Genomic DNA, 22,025 nt, shown 5'->3' with positions numbered 1-22,025 from the left:
GTTGTGTGTCTCCGTTGGAACAGGTGCGTATTCTAGTCATTTCACAAAACAACGCAACCCCTTTTTTCACCTTTTTGACACTTTTTTTACATTTATTCCAATACCACCACTTAACCCCATCTTACCCACGAGTTATCCACAGAGTTATTCACATTTATTATTTTTTATCGGATTAATATTCAAATATGTTTGTTTTAGGGTTATGTTCTTTTAGTAACTCTCTTCTTTATTTACAGAGTAACATCAGTTTTTATATAACTTTGATTTCAATACCCCAATAAAACTTACATATTTGAGTGATGCTATTTATGCATGTACTCTTAGTATCTAATATGTCAGTAGGTATTATATGTATGTCTCAATTCTCTCGTCGACGTTTTATCTTGCAAGCATCTGCTTTGTTAGCTGGAAGTGTTACTTCTAATAATTTATTGGCAAATAACATCGCCCAATCTAATCAACCTAAAGTGGGGGTAGTATTAGATCAGTTGTTTTTCAAACACAATTTAATTGGTCACCCTGAAAATGCCAAGCGTCTTCAAGCTATTGATGCGGCTTTAACAAAAGCCGATCTATGGAAACAACTGATTCCAGTTAAGGGAAGAAAAGCGGTGAATGAAGAGTTGTTATGGGCTCACACTCAAGGTTATATAGATGAGATTGAGCTGTTGAGTGACGATGGCTCGAGTTTTTATGACGAGTATCAACAAGATACTTATATTAATGAGCATACATTCGAAGCCGCTAAAATGGCTGCAGGGAGTAATATCAATCTAAACTTAGCGATTTATGACCGAGAGCTCGATACTGGATTTGCGCTTCTTAGGCCACCTGGCCATCATGCGCTCGAAAATAAAGCGATGGGATTTTGTATTTTTAATAGTGATGTCATTGCCGCCAGGGTGTTGCAACGGGAACGAGGCGTCAAGAAAGTCGCTATTATTGATTTTGATGTTCACCATGGCAATGGTACTCAGGATTTAACCGCTGATGACCCATCTATTATGGCTATATCGATTCATCAACACCCATATTGGCCATTGACTGGTGGATTGGAATTTACAGGTAACGGTGAGGCTAAAGGTACTATTGTAAATTGCCCCTTTAATAAAGATGCTGGAGATAACGCCTACTTAGATGTATATGATGCGGTTATCCATCCTAAACTGGTCGAATTTGAACCAGAACATATTATTGTTTTTGCAGGCTATGATGCTCACTGGCAAGATCCATTGGCTCGCCACCAAATGACCATAAAGGGTTTTAATCAATTAGTAGACAAATGCCTAAGCTCAGCAAAAGAGCTCTGTAATGGGCGCATCAGCTTTTCTCTAGGTGGTGGCTACAATTTAAAACCTCTTGCCCAAAGCGTTGTGGGTACCTTCCACACCCTATTAAACAACCCTGAAAAGAAATTAGACCCAATTGGAAAAGGGCCGATAGTAGAAGTTGATTACAGTAGCCAAATTACAAAGATTAAAAAACATCATCTTGGTTAAATAGACTTATACCAAACTCGATGAATTGCCTTTAAGGTAATTTACAACAACAGCATATGCGTGATTTAATCGCGCATCATGCCTTTACCTGGACGGTCTTGCTGATTCATATGCCCTCTTTCCGCAGGAGGCGTATCTGGCAAAACAATTCCTTTTTTCTGTACACGTAATTTCATTTTTTGATGGTGCATTTGACGAAGTTGCTGTTTTGCTTGAGGTGTCTTCGCTGCTCTCATCTGTGCCTGATGGTCTAACCTTTCTTGTTGAGTCATTAATTGACTTCCATAAATAGGCTCAACCTCATTTGCCATAACTGGCATAGTCAATGAAAGAAAGCCCGCAATACATAGTGAGCGAATAATTAATTTAGACATAACTTTACTCCTTTAAAAGGAAAACAATAAGTAATGTTTTTACTTACCAGTACAGTGTAACCCGAATATGAAAATCTAAATAATGAAATTATTTAATCAAAAGATAACTCTGATAAAACCAATTTATAAAACCTACCAGGCCTGGTAGGTTAAAAAGACTAAAGGGTAACGATATTACACACGACGCTAAAGGTTCACTTTATATTTACAACGATTTGCTTCTAACTGTTTAACAATCTGGTCAACCTCTTGTTTGGGGATAACGATCTGCATATCCACTTGTTGTGAATAATCAACAGATTCAATTTGCCCTTCGGCCTGAGCCACCCAGTGTCGTACTGACTGTTCTAATGCAAAGTCACAAGTCACACAAATCAAATCCATTTCAACTTGTTGTTCGGTTGGCAAAATTTCCATAACGGCTTGTGCCGCTTGTCCATAGGCGCGGGTTAAACCCCCAGCACCCAATTTAATGCCACCGAAATACCTAATGACAATGATCATTACATCGCCAATACCCTTATGATTAAGTACATTAAGTATTGGCTTGCCCGCCGTTCCTGGTGGCTCGCCATCATCACCCATACCTGCATTAGCCGCACAATTTGGGTTGCCAATCAAATACGCCCAGCAGTGATGTCTGGCATCGGGATATTGTGCTTTTATCTCTTCAAGCCATGCCATACCTTCAGCGCGTTCAGTAATTCCTTTAGCATAGGCAATAAAACGGCTTTTCTTAATCTCAATTTCGGCAATGGCTTGCTGGGTGGGAATAGGATAAGACACTAAGCGACCTTAATTCTATTCCATACCGCATATAAAGCAGGTAGAAATAACAGAGTTAACAGGGTTCCAACACCGACACCACCAATTAACACATAAGCCATCGGCCCCCAAAATGTTGATTGGGTAAGCGGAATAAAAGCCAACATCGCAGCCACTGCTGTCAAGATAACAGGACGAGCACGGCGAACGGTAGCATCTATAACGGCTTCTGCAGGTGTATAACCTTGTTTGAGGTGATCATCTATCTGTCCCGTTAAGATTAAGGTGTTACGCATTAAGATACCCGCCAGGCCAAGCAAACCAAGATTGGCCACAAAGCCAAATGGCTGGTTAAATATAATCAATGCTAAAACAGCACCAATCAAACCCAGTGGAGCAGTAATTAGAACCATAAACATGCTGCTAAACGATTTCACCAAAAGCATAATCAATAACGTCATTGCCAAAATCATTAGCGGAACCAATACCTTAATAGAGTCTTGCGCTTTAGCAGACTCTTCAACTGAACCACCGACATCAATTCGATAACCTAATGGCAAATTATCGATAATCGGTTGCATCTGTTCTTGGATGATTTGGGTTGCAACAGGCGGCTGAACTCCAGGAATCAGTTCACTATTTACCGATAAATACAGTTCGCGGTTACGTCTTTCTAAAAGAGGGTCTTCATAAACCACATCAATTGAACCCAGCTGTTCCACAGGTAGAGATTCACCTGATGGTGTTTTCACAATCAAACCACCCAACTCAGAGACATCAACCTTGTGAGATTCATTGGCACGAATCACCACATTGATTGTGCGAATTTTTTCACGAACCTGAGCCACTGGCATGCCTTGAAGTTGTGCTTGTAACTGCTGTGCGACATCTTGGCTGGTCATACCTAACTGAGCCAATCGAACTTTATCCATATTAAGCTGCAAGGAGGGTACTCTAACACCCCATTGTAGATGTGGGTCAACGGCAAAGCTTTGCTTCTCAATCAACACTCTTAAATCATTGGCGATTCTTCGTAACTCTGTTGGATCAGAGCCTACAACTCTAAAGGTAACAGGCCAGGCAACAGGAGGTCCAAACAGAAGGGGATGCACTCTTACTCTCGCTTCGGGGAACTTACCTTCGTTAATCACTTTTCGTAACTTAGCCTGTAATGCCTCTCTTTGTTCTTTGCCATGCGTTACCACAATAATTTTGGCAAAAGCAGGGTTAGTTAATTCTGGGTTTAATGCCAAAAAGAATCGTGGTGCACCGCGCCCCACGTAAGATGAAAGTGATTTCACTTCATCATATTGATTAATGAGAGCTTCAACACGTTGAGTAAGTTCATTAGTGACATTAATTCCCGTTCCCTCTGGCAGAGAGATATCAACCATTAATTCGGGCCTGTCAGAACTTGGAAAGAACTGCTTTACCACGACTTTGTTCATGGCAATAGCAGAAACGATAAAGATAATAACGGTAAATAAAACAATCCAAACTTTATGGCGTACACAACCACTAATTACACCTCTTAACCCACGATAAAAACGTGTGTCATAAGGATCTTTACTCTCTGAAGAGTGGTCTAACTTTTCAGGCAGCAGTTTCACACCAAGATAAGGGGTAAAGTAAACCGCGACCAACCAAGATGCAACAAGAGTAATACCCAATACCCAAAAGATATTACCTGCATATTCACCGACTCGAGAGTTTGCCAAGCCTATCGGTAAAAAGCCCGCGACGGTGACTAAAGTACCTACCAACATTGGCGCTGCAGTCACCGACCATGAATATGCCGCCGCCTTAACCTTATCCATGCCCTCTTCCATTTTTACCAACATCATCTCAATGGCAATAATGGCATCATCAACCAATAAACCTAATGAGAGAATAAGCGCCCCAAGGGTAATTCGGTCAAAGTTAAGACCCTCAATAAACATAAATAAGAAGGTCATTGCTAAGGTTAGTGGTACTGCTAAAGCGACAATCAGTCCCGCTCTTAAACCGAGCGCAATCAAGCTGACAATTAATACCACAAACAGTGCAGTTAAAAACTTAACCTGAAAAGTGGTCACGGCACCATGAATCGCATCGGCTTGATTGGTTAGTTTATCGAGTTTAATCCCTAATGGCAGTTGTTGACGATATTGCTCTTCAAATGCCTTTAAATTTTCTTCTAACACCAGACCATCCGTAGCGGGCGACATCACAACTCCTACCAAGATGGCATCTTGCCCCTTGTCTCGAATCAAATAAGAGGGTGGTGAATCATAACCACGAGAGACCTTAGCGATGTCTTGTACTAAAATTTGTTTACCGCCTACCACAAGCGGTAGTTGACGAATTTGGTCAACTGCATTTTCATCGGTTTTTAATCCTTGACCCGTTCTTAAATAAAGTCTTGGCCCTGCCGTTTCAATAAACCCAGCATCCGTCACCGCTAATTGGCCACTAATCGCCTTACTGACAGAATCAGGGCTAAGGCCCAATTGAGTAGCGCGTTGTTCATCTAAATCAATATATATACGCTGTTCACGCTCACCTATTAATGAGACCTTCTTAACCCCATTTACTTGACGCAATGCAATCTGCATTTTATCGGCTTCACGCACTAACTTTTCTTGCGGCCAACCTTTTGCAGTAAAGCTATAAAGGGTAAAAAAGACATCTTCAAAATCGTCATTGAAAAAAGGCCCTTGCACACCCGAAGGAAGAAAAGCTGCCTCATCACTTAGGCGTTTACGCGCCTGATAATAGAGTTCTTGTGAGATTCCGTGTGGTGTATCGTCTGCAAACGTTACCAACATATCCACTCGACCAGCTCGGGCTTTAGTCTCTACTCTAGAAAAATAGTGAATCTCTTCCAAACGTTTTTCAAGCGGGTCGGCTACTTGGTTTTGCATCTCTAATGCCGTTGCTCCTGGCCAAACCGCAGAGACCACCATGGTATTAACACTAAAGCTTGGATCTTCTGCACGTCCCATATGTAAAAACGCATAAATGCCCGCAATTGCGACCATAAGAATAAAGTACAACGTTAACGAACGTTCTTTGACTGCATAGGCTGAAACATTCCAGCGATTCATTCCTCTGACTCCTTAACGGCTTGACCTTCATTTAAACGGTGAACACCCAAACTGACAATGCGATCAACCCCAGATAAATCGCCTTCAACCCAAGCCCAACGGTCAGATAAACGCAATACCTTTACCTCAACACGGTGCACTTTGCCCTCTTTTACTTGCCAGATAGAAGCAAAATCAGCCTGTTCGTACAAAGCGGTATTTGGAATTCTAATTAAAGCGTTATTGGCCTTAAAAATGACTTTGACAGTTTGTCCAAGATTCAGCGCATTCAACTCCGCTTCAAGAGGCTGATTATCCATATCAAACGCATAATTAGCATTCCACGTTCTACTCACACTATTGGCTTGGTCAGAGATTTCTCGCAATTCAACTGCATACTGGTTTTCAGAACCGTAGATTTGCGCCATTGCCTGTTTAGGCAGGCCTGGTAATCGACTTTCTGGCACAGCAACACTCACTTCTCTTGCTCCATTTAAAGCAATTGCGGCAACGGTTTGTCCTGCAGCAACCACTTCACCCTCTTCTGCTTGAATATTGAGCACTTTACCCAGGCCTGGTGAAGTAAGTTGTGTGTAATTAAGCTGATTACTGGCTTGCTGCGCTTGCAACTTTTGCGCTTTTAAACGCTCTTGTAAAATGGTTAATTGCGTTAGGGCCTGATCAATCGTTTGTTGTGAGATTAAATTGCGTGACAGCATTTTTTGATAGCGCTCAAGTTCAAGCTCAGCATTTTTAATTTCGGATTCTGTTGAACGAATATTGGCCAGAGCGATGTTGGCCGCCAATTGGTAGTCGGTTGAGTCTAAGGTAAACAGTACCTGGCCTGGCTGAACGGTTTCGCCAGTATTAATCAAACGTTTTTCAATTTGCCCGCTAACTCGAAATGCCAGGTTAGATTGATAACGAGCACTTAATGTTCCAGTAAGAGACCAATCGGGTTGGTTTGACTTGTCGTTGATGGCAATGGTTTTAACCACTGGAATAATTTGAACAGGCGCTTCAGTTTGTTCCTGACAACCGCTCAATAAAACACCAACCAAAACACTACCAATTATTTTATGCATTAAAGACATTTTCGCTCCCACGCTTCTATGCGCACTTCAAGGTGTATAACAGTAAAAAAATTTATTTTATTCTACCAGGCCTGGTAACTCGCGATAGGCAAATCAAGGCAATAGAGAACTCCCGTTATTCGGGTTTTAATAATTGAATACGGCTCACAATATCAAATAAACCGTCACCTAATGGCTGCAGTACGACCATCTCAGAAGGCTCTACTCTTATTAAGGCAAGTTCACCAATATTAGGTCTGTGCGTCACTAGGATTAAGTTTCCCTTGCCGTTGTAGCCACCTATAAGTTCTTTAGTTTTGGCAATATTGGCATTGGCTTGTTCTACGGTTAACGCTTTGGTTAAGCGTAAAATAGGTTCCACACTATATGTACCAAATGCCAATTCAGCCGTCTCTTTCGTTCTGCAATGTGGGCTGACTAATACCTTATTTAGGTTGATTTTATGCTTCGCAAATTGAGAACGAATGGCTTGCGCTTGTTTACGCCCAAACTCATTTAAGTTTTTCTCCGAAAAACAGGAATCATCCAATAAAAAAGAGTCGCCAAATGATCGGTCGATTTCGGCATGACGAACCAACACGACCTTGCCACCTTCTTTAAGCGCATTCCAAAAAACTGCGGGCTCTTCTGCTTGTGCTGTAGAAAATAAACTTAAACTCAATAAGCCAATAAATAAGTAGCTGAATAAATTTCCCAGTAGATGCATAATTATTTTCCTATACAAAATGAGGTGAAAATACGACCCAACAGATCATCTGAGGTAAATCGCCCAGTTATTTCGGATAACGCTTCTTGCGCTAAACGTAAATCTTCTGCCAAAAGCTCGCCTGCCGCAAAATGCTCTAATTGATGCTGACCATTCATTGTCCAATTAAGCGCCGTTTGCAAGGCATCTAAATGACGTTTTCTTGCCATAAAAACACCCTCTTCTGTCTGTGCGTAACCCATCTCGGTTTTTAAATGGTCTTGCAAAGCGTCCAAACCTAACTTGTGTTTGGCGGATAACCAAATCACGGTTCTACCGCTTTCTGCTTCAAGCTCAACCATAGGCGCATGATTGATTAAATCAATCTTATTTCTCACTAAAGTCACGGGAATATGTTCAGGCAGCTTGTCTAAAATAATTTGGTCTTCGGCATGAATCGCCTCACCCGCTTGTAACATAACTAATACACGGTCAGCACTGTCTAAAGCTTGCCAGGCACGTTCAATCCCAATCTGTTCTACTTGGTCGGTCGCTTCTCGAACCCCAGCGGTATCTAAAATATGCAATGGCATACCGTCAATATTAATCTCTTCTTTAACGATGTCACGAGTTGTGCCCGCAATATCCGTCACAATAGCGCTTTCACGCCCAGATAAAGCATTCAATAAGCTCGACTTACCCGCATTAGGGCGGCCTAAAATAACAACCGACATCCCTTCACGCAATAAAGCTCCTTGTTTGGCTGAAGCAAATACGGCATGTAAGCGGTCTAGAATATGTTGTAACTGACCTGCGACTTTTCCATCAGACAAGAAATCAATCTCCTCTTCAGGAAAATCAATCGCCGCTTCGACATAAATTCGCAGTTGAGTCAGCTCTTCAACCAAAGTATTTACTTCACGTGAAAAATCACCCTGCAAAGAACGTAATGCAGACTTGGCGGCTTGGTCGGATGAGGCCTCAATTAAATCGGCAATGGCTTCTGCTTGTGCCAAATCTAACTTATCGTTCATAAACGCTTGTTTAGAGAACTCACCTGGTTCGGCTAATCGTGCACCCAATTCAACCACTCTGGCCAAAAGCCACTGTAAAACAACTGGCCCACCATGCCCTTGAAGTTCTAAAACGTCTTCACCCGTAAATGAGTTGGGATTTGGAAAATACAGGGCAATACCTTGGTCTAGAACGGATCCATCTTCGGCATAAAAAGCCCCGTAATGCGCATAACGAGGCTGGGGAATTTTACCCAAAACGGCTTGTGCAATCTCGCCCACTTTTTTTCCCGATACACGCACAATACCAACGCCACCTCGTCCAGGTGCGGTGGCTACGGCTGCAATGGTATCTATATTGTCAAATTCCATAAATGTTCCAAATAAAACGACCAGGCCTTTAACCCCCTTGCGGGGTGTGGCTAAAAACAAAAAACGCCCAATTAAGGGCGTTAGTCTGACTAATTAAGCTGAATGATTGCTTAAACTAAATTACGCCACAATTTGAAAAGTTGTTGTCGTTAAGTCAGTAATAAACTCTTTGTCTGAATACAAAGCGATGGTTTTATCCAATTTTTTCTTAGAAGTAAAACTCATCTCTTCTTCTTCACCATTCACTTTAAACGATAAAACGTAAAGTGGTTTGGTGTTTAAATCAGAGTCACTATTAGTAGAAGCCGCTACTGGAGCTGCACCCTCTTCTAATGGAATGTAACCATCCTTAGTTTTATAACAAATTGGCTTAGTGCCATCTGCAACTAAAGATTCTACTTTGCCATACATTGGGTGATCTGTACCCAGTTTTTGATACGTTAAATGCATGTGAGTTCCTTTTATTTCTCTTCGCCAGCTTCAATCTTTCTAGTGATATACCACTGCTGTGATACAGAAAGAATGTTGTTCACTACCCAATAAAGTACTAAACCTGCTGGGAACCATAGGAAGAAGATTGTAAAGATAAATGGCAACATTTTCATTACTTTCTGCTGCATCTCATCCATCATTGCAGAAGGGTTTAATTTCTGCTGAATATACATGGTAATACCCATGATAACAGGCAAGATGAAATAAGGATCTTGTGCAGATAAGTCATCAATCCATAGCATAAATGGTGCATGACGCATTTCTACAGAGTATAAAAGTACCCAATAAAGTGCGATGAAAACTGGCATTTGAATAAAGATCGGTAAACAACCGCCTAATGGGTTAATTTTCTCTTCTTTATAAAGCTTCATCATCTTCTGTTGAAAGATAACTTTATCGTCACCATAGTTCTCTTTAAGCTGTTTTAACTTAGGCTGGAATTTTTTCATACGTGCCATAGAGCGGTAACTGGTTTCGGATAACTTATAGAACACTAACTTAATAAGTAGCGTTAGCAGAATAATTGCCACACCCCAGTTACCCACCACACTGTGAATTTTATCGAGTAACCAAAATAGAGGTTCTGCTAAAAAAGTTAAAATACCGTAGTCAATCGTTAGCTCTAAACCAGGTGCGATTTCTGCCAACATATTTTGCGATTCAGGGCCGATGAATAACTGCGAAGTTAATGTTTGACTCTGACCTGGCGCAACTTCAACCAACGGCTCAACCACACCCACAGCATAACGGTCTTCACCCAACGGTTTTGCAAAATAACTGTTCTGCGCTGACTGATTTGGAACAATAGCAGTTAAAAAATACTGCTGAATCATCGCCGCCCAACCGCCAGTTACATTACGACCAGAGACTGCCTGAGTGTTTAGGTCATCAAAAGAGTGTTTAACATATTTTTCTTCGGCATTACCATCATACAGAACAGGTCCTGTATAGGTGTACATCATAAAGTTATCATCAGGGTTATAACGGTTACGCACTAACTGAGAATACAGGCTTCCTGTCCATGATTCTTGAGCCGCATTATCAACTTTATAAGAGACATCAACGAGATATTCACCCTTTCTAAAAGTGTAAGTTTTCGTTACCGTAACGCCATCTTGCGTCCAAGTTAAAGGGACTTTTAAAGTATCTCCCGTCATTTCATAACGAGATTGTACTGCTTGATAAACACTTTTGTGTGTTGGCGCTGGTAATTTAGCTTGAGATTGTGTCGCCAAGCCATTTTGTGCCATATAAACTAAAGGTCCAGTATCTGACATCAAATGAAAAGGCAAAGAACGGTCTTCATTAGATGCATACTTTACAAGCTTAGCATCGCGAATATCACCACCGTTTGTGTCGATAATAATATCTAAAGTATCTGTTGTTACATGAATACGCTGCCCTTGAAGAATGCCATTTTGCAACACAGGTACCGCGTTATTTTGTACACCACCTGAATGCGCGCCAGGCACATCCGAAGCTGAATTAGAGGCAGAAACCACCGCATTTTGACTCGCAACAGGTACTTCTTGAGCAGTACTTGTTTCTAGTGTCTGCTGAGTTTTTTGTGCTGTAAATTGGGTCCATTCAAGCCAAATCCAAGTTAACGTAAAGGCTAACGCTAACCACCAAATTGATCTCATGTTCATGTGTGATACTCTTTATGAATCTTTGTTTAAGAAATCTATATCTAGATTTCTTTAAGGGCGATTTTTTAAGTTACTTTTTTTAATTTTGCGTATTAGATGCAAAAAGCTATTATGCAGAGTCTCATTATCAATCTCTTGCATACCTTTTTTTCCTAAAACGACAATATCATACCCACTTAACTCTTTCTTATGTGAGCGAAATGCTTCTCGAGCAATTCTTTTTACTCTATTTCGCCAAACGGCACGCTGTAACTGTTTTTTTGCAATCGCTAATCCTAGACGTGGAAAGGTTTCATCATTCGGGCGAACGATAAATGTCCAGTTACGATTACCAAAGCGTTCTGCTTGAGCAAAAACATGAGAATAAGATTTGGGAGATAACAATCGATTTGACTTGGGAAAGTCGTGTTTCGCTTGTTTAGAAGAGGGGGTCTCTGGAGAAGTCGATAACTCTTGATTAGAATTCATTACTGTCTCCAGAAGATTTTCTGCGCGCATGGGAGGTTTCCCAACACTCAATCGCTTATGGTGTTAAGCGCTTGCGTCCTTTTGCACGACGAGCCGCGATAACTTTACGACCATTTTTAGTCGCCATACGAGCACGGAAACCGTGAGTACGAGCGCGCTTGATTACGCTTGGTTGAAATGTACGTTTCATGTCACTGTCCTTAAAATTCTATTCCGGATTCGGAAAAACGGGAATTATATAGAGTTATCAACAAGAAAACAACAATTCTACAAAATAAATTCTATCTAAATCAAGATGGTAACAAACCATCCACCTAAGGTTGTGTATTAATTAGAGTGAACTACAAGCTATTGTGCTTTAACCATAAAAATAACTGACCAGGCCTGGCAATCTTAATATCACCTAAATACATTTTTTATCGTTTAAATTAATTTAGGTATCCATATTTTGTGATTGATTAGTCAGAATCAACCACGAAGACACAGAAACACGAAGGTTTAAAAAGTAGTAATAGCGATTAGAAATAACAGCGTTCATGTTTTTTAACTCATGCGATATAGATACTTTATTTATAAGATTTATAACGAATAACAAATGGCAATGAGTACGGCTATTTGCTCAAATAAAACTGGTTTAGATTTTCGAATTCTTCGTGCTTTCGTGTCTTCGTGGTTCTTTTTTGTTTTTATCAATCACAAAATACGCTTACCCGATTAATTACCGTGCCGTTCTTAAATTTGAACCCTTCCTTTAGAGCACAAACTTACTCTAACAACTGACTTTTATACCTTATTTTTCTACTAAAAAACATCAAGCACCAAACAATATAAATACGTTATTATACGTGTATTAGTAATAAATTCGTCCTAGCAACGGGTCGGTACTATTATCAAATCTTACTTTCTTTAGCAGTGGAGAACCTCTCATTGAATCTTCAGCCAACACAGTCGTTTATGTCTAAAATCAAACTTTTTATAGGTGCTTTAGCATGGTTAATTGTGTATGGCCTGCTTAAGGAGTTAACTTAATGCCCCCTAAACAAAACAATCTTATCGACTCCTTTTTGGCACAAATTCAAACCTCGGCTGATAACAGGCGAGCAGGCCGATTTTGGTCTCAAGCTCACGTCCTCAGCACTCTCAAAACCGCAGCTGGCCTTATGCCATCGGTGGCCATTTGGTATTTGCTTTTGGTGCAGGGGTTTGCGGTGTTTTTAGAACTGAACACAGGCAGCGTGTTATGGGAAACTTATCCTGTTTTTCATATTTTGGCAGGCCTGGTACTTTTGGTTGTTACCATTTTCATTGCCCGAGTTTCCCAACGTGCCAAAGCGCAAAATAAATTCAGTGCCTTTGCCATTGCGTTATTTGGTTGTTTTTTCTTAATCATGATTTCCCCAACTGGCTGGGGTTGGGTTGCTTTATTGTTATTGGGCATAGCCACTTTGGTTTATTGGCTAACGCCTTGGTCAAGGGTGACAGAGCAATTTACGCCCATTAGCCAACACAGTGGCGCAACGATGGCGGTGATTTTAGAGGTTTTGGAATCGATTGTACGTTTGCCTTATCCAAAAATGCGCGACGCAACCTTACGGTTATTAAAAGATTTTTTGGAAAAAATAGATTCTGAAACTGACCCTCGTAAAAAAATGGAACTGGTACGCTTTGCACAAGCATTTTCCGAACATGCCAAACCGCTTTTGAGTGCCCTATCCTATCGTGCCAAATCTTTAGGTAACGATGCGCCTGAACTGATGCAGTTTATGGAACGCTTCCCGCCTTTTTCAGCCGAACAGCGTACTTTATTTAATTCGCCTGCTGAACTGCTTAAACCCATCTTAGCGAATAACAATGCCAAGCCACAAACCAAAATCCTCTGGTTAAAGTCATGTTTGATTCTGGCGGATCAATCCCCTAAAACTTTGGCGACCACCTTATTTGATATTGAGCTCCTCTTGCTTGGCCTGTTGTTAAAAAACGACCAGCGTAATGACCGCGAAATCAAAGACCTGCTAATTCGTTTTATGAAGCGTCTGCATGATGAGGACATTTTGCTGAATGTCTTCCAGCAAAATTCATGGCTTAACGTCTTGGCGCAAATCCGAGATCTGCCAGATAATCATCACGATATTCGTCGTAAATGGGTTGGTTATGATTATCAATGGCCTGAACACGCCAACAGCTTCACCCCAGAGAGCTATGGGTATTTACAAGAACGAGAAGACAAACTAAAAACAATTCGCAAAGCGATTTGGACCAAAGTGGATGGCTCGGACACGGGGCCAAGTTTGATTGGCATAAAGTCTGACCTTTGGAAAATGGGCTGCATTGATGATGAAGATGACATTAGTGATGAAGAAGCAATTGAGCAAGATGAGGCTTCAAAGGCTGATGTCACCAATGGGATTGCTAAAATGCTGATAAAAGGTGAGCGTTATCGGTTTTATGAACTGCTTAAAACGCTGCCAGATAATGTCATGGCTCAGCTTCTCAACAGACTCGATAATGAAACCCGTGAAGCGTTTTATCAATCCATAACGGAGCAATTTGAAATTCAGGCCGAGAAACATTACGAAACAGTTCGAAAACAACCAGGCCTGGTAGAAATTGAACCGCAAAAACTGATCAATTTAGTGCTACGTTATATTCGCGCGGGCGAGCGACTTTCAAAACTTATTATGCGCCAAATTGATGAATATGACGACACCAGTTACATCCAAGACCCTGAGCGTTATGAATATGATATTGAGCGCAAACTCAACCAAGCGGCTATGCGCCGTGTAGATCACATTGAAGGCTTGTTTAGTGAAATACTCACAGAACTGAAAAGTGATATAGAAACGGCAAACCTTGATTTACAAGATTTTATTGACCACCTTGGCTATAAATTTGGTGCTTTAGTTTTTAGTTTAAACGCTTGTTTTAGCAATGAAATATTTACATGGTTTTTACTCACGGCTCAAAACCAAACGAGCATTATTGAAACCGAAGCGGCCCAAAACCACTACCCCATACGCATCATGCTAGAAGCCATTGCCTTTCATAACACCATGTTAAAAAGCGACAAAACGGGAGCCTTTAACGCCCTTAACCAACTGTTTATTTTGCACAGTGTACGTTATCCGCTGCATAAAGAAGCGACCGAAGCTTGCCTGGTAAGTTGCATGGAAATGCTCTCGCAAACCCAACAAACCGCAGAAAACATAAAAGCCTTTTTTGATGCCTTAGCAGGCCTGCCAAACGACTACGAGCACCTTACACCAGAAAAACAGAGCGATTTACAAGAGATTACCAAATTGGCGATTGCTAAATACAAGCTAATTGAACACCCTCAACTTTCCAACGACCAAAAAGCTCTACTCACTCGGTTTATGCTGGGTGTAGAAGAAATCTAACAAATTAACCAAAGCAACAGAGAATTAAACATAAAAATTCACACCCAATAAAACCACTGCATAACGCCCAAGCTTACCGATAGTAACCAAAACTAAAAACCAAATTAAAGAGACTTTTAACAGGCCTGCTATCACGGTAAGAGGATCACCAATAATGGGCACCCAAGCGAGTAATAAGCTCCATTTCCCCCATTTGTTGTAGCGTTGTTCGGCTTTGTGCATTTGCTGGGGGGATATTTTTAACACTTTGTGGGTGAGCCAGTCGCCGCCGTAAAAGCCAATAGCATAATTGACCACCGAACCTAAAACATTGCCTAAGGTGGCAACTATTAGCAGAACATAGAGATTATGGTCATGAGTTGCTAGAGTCACAAGTAGCAATTCTGAACCAATGGGTAAAATGGTTGCCGCCAAAAATGACACGATAAATAGGCCTAAATAGCCGAGCTCTATAAAATAATCCATTTGCCTCTTTTAACTATCGCTCTTTCTTTTCAGTGAAACTCGTTTAATTTAAACACCATAATGACTTAAAAACTCACATAATCAATCTGGCATAAAATAGAATAAACAGAGTTTACCAGGCCTGGTATCTCTTTAACGATTATTCACGTGCTGCAACTCAAGGCTATATTTATGTTCGATGCCAACCTAATCATTGAATTAACCACCTATTTAATTACTGGAGCTGTGGTAGGCGTTGCCGCTGGCCTGTTAGGTATTGGCGGTGGATTATTAATTGTGCCAGTATTAAGCACGGTGTTTATCTATTTTTTAGATGTTTCTGAAGTGGTTCATTTAGCGATTGGTACTTCTCTTGCCACCATTGTGGTGACCTCTTTTGCCTCTGCTAGAGCGCACCATGGTCATGGTGCTGTGCGTTGGGATGCGTTTAAACTGTTAACCGCTGGCGTGCTGCTTGGTGCTTTTTTGGGTGGCTGGAGTTCCCAATTTGTGGCTTCTAATATGCTAGGCATAATCTTTGGAATTTTAGAGGTGTTGATTGCTATCAATATGCTTTTAGACTTAAAACCAAGTCCACATAGACAGTTACCAGGCCTGGTAGGTAATAGCTTTGCAGGCTCAATCATTGGTAGTTTGTCTTCACTAGTAGGCGTAGGTGGCGGAACCTTAACCACACCTTATTTGGTTTGGAATAATATTTCAATGCACCAAGCGATTGCAACCTCGACAGCCGTAAGCCTGCCCGTTGCAATTGCTGGAACCATTGGTTACTTTATTGCAGGGTTAGATGCAGAAAACTTACCCACCTTAGCAACGGGTTATATTTATTGGCCAGCATTCTTTGGAATTGTACTAGCAAGTTACTTTACCGCACCCATTGGCGCACGCTGGGCGCACCAACTTCCTGTGAAATTATTGAAACGAATCTTTGGAGTTTTATTGATTATTTTAGCGATAAAAATGCTGTTTTTTACCTCATAGTGCATAACCGAAGAATACTGTTTAAAAACAACCTATTATCTTGTTCATAAAAGCGGTTATCCACATGGTTTATACCCAGAGTTATCCACAGAAATATTCCTTGTTTTAAAGTTATTCACAGGTATACTGTTCACAGAATAAATAAATACCCATAATTACAGCGGTTTTGAGTTAAAAAATAAACGTTAACGCCAATAAAACACTGTGATTATTTTCACAAACCTTAAATGGCCAAACGGCTTTTTAACGTTTGTTACTGACCAAACTACATAAAAATAAAAACCGCCGTTAGGTCAAAAAAATAACTAAAAACCCTATTTAACCGCGTTTACCTCCAGAGCACAGTCGTTTTAAGGTAAAAATCGGTGTTTGAACAACTTGACTAGCCTAATGCGCAATTCTCAAGTTTTTCATTAGATACTTTTGAGGATACAATCTTGTCATCACTTTGGACCCAAAGTCTTAAACACTTAGAAAACGACTTAAACGACCAACAATTCCACACCTGGATTCGTCCACTACAGGCGATTGAAGAAGAGTCTGTAATTCGCTTATTAGCACCCTCTACTTTTATTTTGGATTGGGTCAATAAAAAGCTCATGGAGAATATTCGTCAAGCTGTAGCGATTGCCGCTCCAACCAATACCCCTGAAGTTCACCTAGAAATTGGTGACTATGCTTTAGAAAGCCTTGATGAACCAGAACCGACTGTTCCGCAACCTTTGCAAAACAAGCCCAAAGCAGACAGTAAACCTGAGCAAGATAAAGCTAAGTCCACTACCAATAAAAACGGTATTAAACACAATTTAAACACCAGTTTCACCTTTGGGACTTTTGTAGAAGGTAAAGCCAACCAATTGGCCGCTGCCGCAGCGCGCCAAGTGGCCGAAAACCCTGGCGGAAGTTACAACCCATTCTTTATTTATGGTGGCGTAGGTTTAGGTAAAACTCACTTAATGCATGCTATTGGTAATCAGCTGATGAAAGATAAGCCTGATGCTCGTGTGGTTTACTTACATTCTGAACGTTTTGTTGCCGATATGGTTAATGCGCTGCGTCACAATAAAATTGACGAATTTAAACGTTTTTACCGCTCTTTAGACGCGCTTTTAATTGATGATATTCAATTCTTTGCCAATAAAGAACAGTCACAAGAAGAGTTTTTTCACACCTTCAATACGCTCTTAGAAGGTAATAAACAGGTTATCTTAACCAGTGACCGCTTTCCAAAAGAGGTGGATGGCCTAGAAGACCGCCTTAAATCACGTTTTGGTTGGGGGTTAACCATTGCGGTTGAACCACCTGAGTTTGAAATGCGTGTCGCTATCTTATTAAAGAAAGCATCTGAATTTGGCGTAGTATTACCTGATGAAGTGGCGTTCTTTATTGCGAAACGTTTACGTGGTAATGTTCGTGATTTGGAAGGCGCTTTAAAACGTGTTGGTGCCTATGCTCAGTTTACTCAGCAAGCATTAACCGTAGATGTCGTCAAAGAAGCCCTAAAAGATTTGTTGGCATTACAACAAAAAATGGTTACGCTTGATAACATTCAAAAAACGGTCGCCGATTATTATAAAATTCGAGTGGCAGACATTTTGTCTAAACGTCGTTCACGAAATGTAGCTCGTCCAAGACAAATTGCCATGGGTATTGCTAAAGAACTGACCAACCACAGCTTGCCAGAGATTGGTGATGCCTTTGGTGGCAGAGACCATACCACAGTATTACATGCGGTTCGCAAAGTGAAAGAATTGCGTGAAACAGATCATCATATTGATGAAGACTTTAATAGTTTAATTCGTATCATTACCAACTAGGACTCAAAAAGGCACTTGGCATGAAAATCACTTTAACTCGTGAAAATCTTTTAAAAGTTTTGCAAACCGTAGGCGGTGTCGTAGAAAAGCGTCAGACCATGCCTATTTTGGGCAATGTTTTATTTCAAGTTTCAGAAAATACCTTAACCGTAACCGCATCAGACTTGGAGATTGAAACCCGAGCACAAACTGAGCTTGAATCTTCTGAAGTAAGTCAATTTGCTATCACTTTGCCAGCCATGAAACTCATCAACATTGTGCGTTCACTGCCTGACGGATTAACCATTGTTTTAGACTTTGACGAATCACGCTGTAATCTTTCTGCGGGTCGTTCACGTTTTAAACTATCCACCTTGCCTGCTGAAGACTTCCCTACGATTGACTTAACGCAAGCGGATATGTCTTTCTCACTGTCACAACACCAGTTAAAACAGCTTATTCAACACTCTAGTTTTGCAATGGCCAGCCAAGATGTGCGCTTTTACCTAAACGGTATGTTGTTTGATATTAGCAATCAATCACTGCGTGTGGTTGCCACAGATGGTCACCGTTTATCGACTTGCTCAACAGAGTTAGCGATTGAAGGCTTAACACCGACGCAAGCGATTTTGCCACGTAAAGGGGTTTTAGAGCTATCTAAGCTCATTGGTGACGATGATGCGTTAATTGAGTTTGCGCTTGCTAAAAACTACCTAACGGTTCAGTTTGAAGAAACAGTATTCACCTGTAAATTAGTTGATGGTCGTTTCCCTGATTACCGCCGAGTCATTCCTCAGCATAATGATCAGCCTGTACAGACTGACCGCGAACTTTTACGCAGCCTTTTACAGCGTGCTTCAATTTTATCTAATGATAAATTTAAAGGCATTCGTTTAGTGTTAAGCAATAATCTACTTGCGGTTAATGCCTCTAACAGTGAACAAGATGAATCACATGAAGACATGGCAATTGATTACACGGGTACTGAAATGGAAGTAGGCTTTAACGTCAACTACATTCTAGATGTACTCAACTCAATGCATGAAGATTGCGTCACTTTGTTAATGAAAGATGCCAATAGCAGTTGTTTGATTGAAGCGACAACCGATACTTGTCATTGTCAGCACGTAATCATGCCAATGCGCCTCTAGTATTGGTTTAATTCGTCCAGAAAGTAAGCCTCTTCAGCGTTAGAAAACGGTCATGTACAGTTTGTACACTCCCTTTTTTTTGCCTTGAATAGACTCACTTTCTGAACAAATTAAATCCAATCTAATAAATATTGTCAGAACTCTATTCAAGGCATTAACCACTTCACCTTATTAAGCTTATCTTTTTTCCTTTTTAAACAATATAGTATTAGACTTTAGTTTTGCCTTCACTCATGCAGATATTTTATGAATAAAGCTCGTCTTGTCAGGATTGCCACTTATGCCTCGGTTGTGATTGCCAGCTTGCTTTTATTGCTAAAGCTTTATGCTTGGTGGTACACCGAATCGGTGAGTATTTTGGCTTCACTTCTTGATTCGGCGATTGATATTGCCGCCTCGGTTATGATTGTAATTGCCGTGCAAATCGCGCAAACCCCAGCCGATAAAGAGCACCGATTTGGACATGGCAATGCCGAACCACTCGCGGCTTTGGCGCAAAGTGTATTTATTTCTGGCTCGGCGGTTTATTTAATTATCTATTCAATTGAACGATTTATTCATCCTCAAGCAATCCAATCGGCTGATTTAGGGTTTATCGTTATGATTATCTCGCTAATGGTGACCTTAGGCTTATTAAGTTTTCAACGTTATGTCATCAGAAAAACCCAATCAACTGCCATCAAGGCCGATTCATTGCATTATCTATCTGATGTCTTAGCCAATATTCTCGTTATTATCACCCTATGGTTTAGCGCCATTCAATGGCTTGACCCACTAGCAGGCTTTGCCATAGCCGCGTGGATTTTTTACTCTGCAATACGCATAGCAATTGAGGCTGGCAATCAGCTTCTTGACCATGAACTACCACAACAGATGCGTGAAGAGATTAAGCAAATCACTCTAGCCACTGAAGGTGTTTTAGGCATGAACGACTTACGAAGTTATCAGTCTGGGCCTAATAAGTTTGTGCAATTTGATTTAGAACTCGACGACAATCTTAGCCTATTTGAAAGCCATAAAATAGCCGAAAATGTCACCAAAAAACTCAAGCAACGTTTTACTGATTTGGATGTGGTAATTCACCAAGAACCTGCTAGTTTGAAATATGACCCTTCACACCATAACTGGGGTAAAGAGTAGCGTGACGCAATTAAGCAAACTGAGTATCCAGAACTTTCGTAATTGTGATTCGGCTTGCTTTGAGTTGAGTTCAGGGTTGAACTTGATTATCGGTAATAATGCGGCGGGTAAAACTGCAATTATTGAGGCGGTTTGGTTATTAGCGACAGGGCGTTCTTTTCGCTCTCAGAAATCACACCACCTTATTCAGCATGAACAGACATCAGCCACTCTTTTTTGTGAAGCATCATCCAGTCACGATGCGAACAAAACTCATAAAATCGGCATTCAAAAAACCACCGATAACACTTTATTAAGAATTGATGGCGAAACCGTTAAGTCCCATGGCCCTATTGCCAAACTGTTACCGATTCAACTATTGACTCCTGAAAGCCATAAACTGCTTGAAGAAGGTCCAAAGGCGCGTCGCCAATTTATGGATTGGGGTTGCTTTCATCAATCAGAAACCTTTATGCCTTTGTGGCGAAATTATCAACGTGGGTTAAAGCAGAGAAACCATGCGTTAAAAAAACGATTACCTAAAGAACAAGTGCAGCTATGGGACAGTACTTTGGTCGAAAATGCTCAACAAATCGATGCCATTCGCCAAGATTATTTGGCTGAATTAACACCTTACTTAGTGACTTTTTGCCAAGCCTTAATGCCAGAAATCGAAAGTGAAGTTGTTTGTCAGTATCGTGCTGGCTGGCCAAAAACCAATGACGACCTATTGGCGTTGTACCAGCAAAATTTTGCTAAAGACCAACAAGTTGGTCACACCCAATATGGCGCACACCGTGCCGATATTCGTTTTAAATTTAATAACCAAGAAGCGATGAATATTCTCTCTCGTGGTCAGCAAAAACTCTTTGTTTGTGCTCTGTTATTGGCTCAGGCCAGTCTGCATGAAAAAATAGTCAATGAACCCGTTATTATGTTGATTGATGACCTACCTGCTGAACTCGATGAAATCCACAGAACTAAGTTGCTTGAGTTACTCCAAATCCTTAATATTCAGCATATCATCACCACAACCTCTGCAGAACTTGTTCCCATTCTCAATTCTCAAACTACCCAGGCCTGGTCAATTCAAAATGGTCACATTGATTGTTTAGTAAACCCCGCTAATTAAGCACAACTCGCTCAGCCCGTAATAAAATCTATTTAATGCAAATAACAATTATTTTTATAAGGACATTTGCTTATATTTGGTAAAATCCATCTGTTTTATAAAAAATACAATAATTAGAAAAGGATATTTATGTCAGAAGAGAACCAAAAGCCGCAAACTGAAGGTACGCAAGCGGTTGTTAGCACAACCGTACCTATGATTATCTATGTGCTTTATCTTGTAAGCTTGCTCGTTGGAATTACCTCAATTGTGGGGGTTATTATGGCTTACATCAATAAAGGCGATGGCAATTATCTAGATAGCCATTATCAGTTCCAAATTCGTACCTTTTGGATTGGCTTACTCTATACCATTATCGGCGTAGTTTTAACGGCAGTGATGATTGGTTGGATCATCATACTTTTTGTTCTAGTTTGGTATATCGTTCGTTGTGTTAAAGGCATTAAATACCTAGGTAAACAAGAATCAATTCCTGAGCCTACTAGCTGGATGTTTGGTTAATTCTACAAC

General features: G+C 40.7%; 19 protein-coding genes. 8 read left to right on the top strand and 11 right to left on the bottom strand.

Annotated features, from left to right (window positions below; all coding sequences use genetic code 11):
* Window positions 1-353 precede the first annotated feature (353 nt).
* On the top strand, window positions 354-1,499 hold the full coding sequence (locus A379_RS07470; protein WP_051145085.1) for a histone deacetylase: 1,146 nt from the start codon (window positions 354-356) through the stop codon (window positions 1,497-1,499).
* A 65-nt stretch (window positions 1,500-1,564) separates the two neighbouring features.
* Here A379_RS07470 and A379_RS12725 read toward each other — a convergent pair whose 3' ends face one another.
* From A379_RS12725 to rpmH, 10 genes are all read right to left on the bottom strand, one after another.
* Window positions 1,565-1,873 carry a hypothetical protein gene (locus tag A379_RS12725; protein ID WP_051145084.1) on the bottom strand — a complete coding sequence of 103 codons (309 nt, stop codon included), beginning with the start codon at window positions 1,871-1,873 and terminating at the stop codon, window positions 1,565-1,567.
* A 186-nt stretch (window positions 1,874-2,059) separates the two neighbouring features.
* The gene (locus A379_RS07460) at window positions 2,060-2,659 is read right to left on the bottom strand and encodes a YigZ family protein (protein WP_040727220.1); all 600 of its coding nucleotides are present in this window, start codon (window positions 2,657-2,659) and stop codon (window positions 2,060-2,062) included.
* Complete coding sequence (locus tag A379_RS07455) at window positions 2,659-5,724, bottom strand: efflux RND transporter permease subunit (protein ID WP_040727219.1); 3,066 nt, start codon at window positions 5,722-5,724, stop codon at window positions 2,659-2,661. Before A379_RS07455 ends, A379_RS07460 begins: the two co-directional genes overlap by 1 nt.
* On the bottom strand, window positions 5,721-6,797 hold the full coding sequence (locus A379_RS07450) for an efflux RND transporter periplasmic adaptor subunit (RefSeq protein WP_040727218.1): 1,077 nt from the start codon (window positions 6,795-6,797) through the stop codon (window positions 5,721-5,723). Before A379_RS07450 ends, A379_RS07455 begins: the two co-directional genes overlap by 4 nt.
* 115 nt (window positions 6,798-6,912) lie before the next feature.
* Window positions 6,913-7,503 carry a histidine phosphatase family protein gene (locus A379_RS07445; protein ID WP_051145083.1) on the bottom strand — a complete coding sequence of 197 codons (591 nt, stop codon included), beginning with the start codon at window positions 7,501-7,503 and terminating at the stop codon, window positions 6,913-6,915.
* A gap of 2 nt (window positions 7,504-7,505) precedes the next feature.
* Window positions 7,506-8,867 carry a tRNA uridine-5-carboxymethylaminomethyl(34) synthesis GTPase MnmE gene (mnmE, locus tag A379_RS07440; RefSeq protein ID WP_040727216.1) on the bottom strand — a complete coding sequence of 454 codons (1,362 nt, stop codon included), beginning with the start codon at window positions 8,865-8,867 and terminating at the stop codon, window positions 7,506-7,508.
* A gap of 120 nt (window positions 8,868-8,987) precedes the next feature.
* The gene (locus A379_RS07435; protein ID WP_040727215.1) at window positions 8,988-9,317 is read right to left on the bottom strand and encodes a hypothetical protein; all 330 of its coding nucleotides are present in this window, start codon (window positions 9,315-9,317) and stop codon (window positions 8,988-8,990) included.
* Between the two features lie 11 nt (window positions 9,318-9,328).
* On the bottom strand, window positions 9,329-11,008 hold the full coding sequence (gene yidC, locus A379_RS07430) for a membrane protein insertase YidC (protein ID WP_040727213.1): 1,680 nt from the start codon (window positions 11,006-11,008) through the stop codon (window positions 9,329-9,331).
* Window positions 11,009-11,059: 51 nt separating this feature from the next.
* Entirely contained in the window at window positions 11,060-11,476 is a 417-nt protein-coding gene (gene rnpA / locus A379_RS07425) for a ribonuclease P protein component (protein WP_081696373.1), read from the bottom strand.
* A gap of 55 nt (window positions 11,477-11,531) precedes the next feature.
* Window positions 11,532-11,666: a 50S ribosomal protein L34 gene (rpmH, locus tag A379_RS07420; RefSeq protein ID WP_040727210.1), complete on the bottom strand. Its 135-nt coding sequence runs from the start codon at window positions 11,664-11,666 to the stop codon at window positions 11,532-11,534.
* Window positions 11,667-12,504: 838 nt separating this feature from the next.
* Here rpmH and A379_RS07415 point away from each other — a divergent pair.
* Entirely contained in the window at window positions 12,505-14,871 is a 2,367-nt protein-coding gene (locus A379_RS07415) for an MFS transporter (protein ID WP_040727209.1), read from the top strand.
* A gap of 24 nt (window positions 14,872-14,895) precedes the next feature.
* Here A379_RS07415 and A379_RS07410 read toward each other — a convergent pair whose 3' ends face one another.
* Window positions 14,896-15,336 (bottom strand): YqaA family protein, encoded by a 441-nt coding sequence (locus tag A379_RS07410; RefSeq protein WP_040727207.1) that lies wholly within the window; start codon window positions 15,334-15,336, stop codon window positions 14,896-14,898.
* A gap of 171 nt (window positions 15,337-15,507) precedes the next feature.
* Here A379_RS07410 and A379_RS07405 point away from each other — a divergent pair, with 171 nt between their 5' ends.
* From A379_RS07405 to A379_RS07380, 6 genes are all read left to right on the top strand, one after another.
* Complete coding sequence (locus A379_RS07405; protein ID WP_040727206.1) at window positions 15,508-16,317, top strand: sulfite exporter TauE/SafE family protein; 810 nt, start codon at window positions 15,508-15,510, stop codon at window positions 16,315-16,317.
* Window positions 16,318-16,754: 437 nt separating this feature from the next.
* A complete protein-coding gene (gene dnaA, locus A379_RS07400; protein WP_081696372.1) occupies window positions 16,755-18,134 on the top strand; it encodes a chromosomal replication initiator protein DnaA in 1,380 nt (459 codons plus the stop codon).
* A 20-nt stretch (window positions 18,135-18,154) separates the two neighbouring features.
* The gene (gene dnaN / locus A379_RS07395; RefSeq protein WP_040727203.1) at window positions 18,155-19,264 is read left to right on the top strand and encodes a DNA polymerase III subunit beta; all 1,110 of its coding nucleotides are present in this window, start codon (window positions 18,155-18,157) and stop codon (window positions 19,262-19,264) included.
* A gap of 246 nt (window positions 19,265-19,510) precedes the next feature.
* Window positions 19,511-20,404: a cation diffusion facilitator family transporter gene (locus tag A379_RS07390; protein ID WP_040727201.1), complete on the top strand. Its 894-nt coding sequence runs from the start codon at window positions 19,511-19,513 to the stop codon at window positions 20,402-20,404.
* A gap of 1 nt (window position 20,405) precedes the next feature.
* A complete protein-coding gene (gene recF, locus A379_RS07385; protein ID WP_040727200.1) occupies window positions 20,406-21,515 on the top strand; it encodes a DNA replication/repair protein RecF in 1,110 nt (369 codons plus the stop codon).
* Window positions 21,516-21,644: 129 nt separating this feature from the next.
* The gene (locus tag A379_RS07380; protein WP_040727197.1) at window positions 21,645-22,016 is read left to right on the top strand and encodes a membrane protein; all 372 of its coding nucleotides are present in this window, start codon (window positions 21,645-21,647) and stop codon (window positions 22,014-22,016) included.
* The last annotated feature ends 9 nt before the right edge of the window (window positions 22,017-22,025 follow it).

This window comes from Thiomicrorhabdus sp. Kp2, from assembly GCF_000478585.1.
In the GTDB taxonomy this organism is placed as follows: Bacteria; Pseudomonadota; Gammaproteobacteria; order Thiomicrospirales; family Thiomicrospiraceae; genus Thiomicrorhabdus.
The sequence above is the reverse complement of the archived record's forward strand: the minus strand, read 5'-3'. Positions and strand labels throughout refer to the sequence as shown.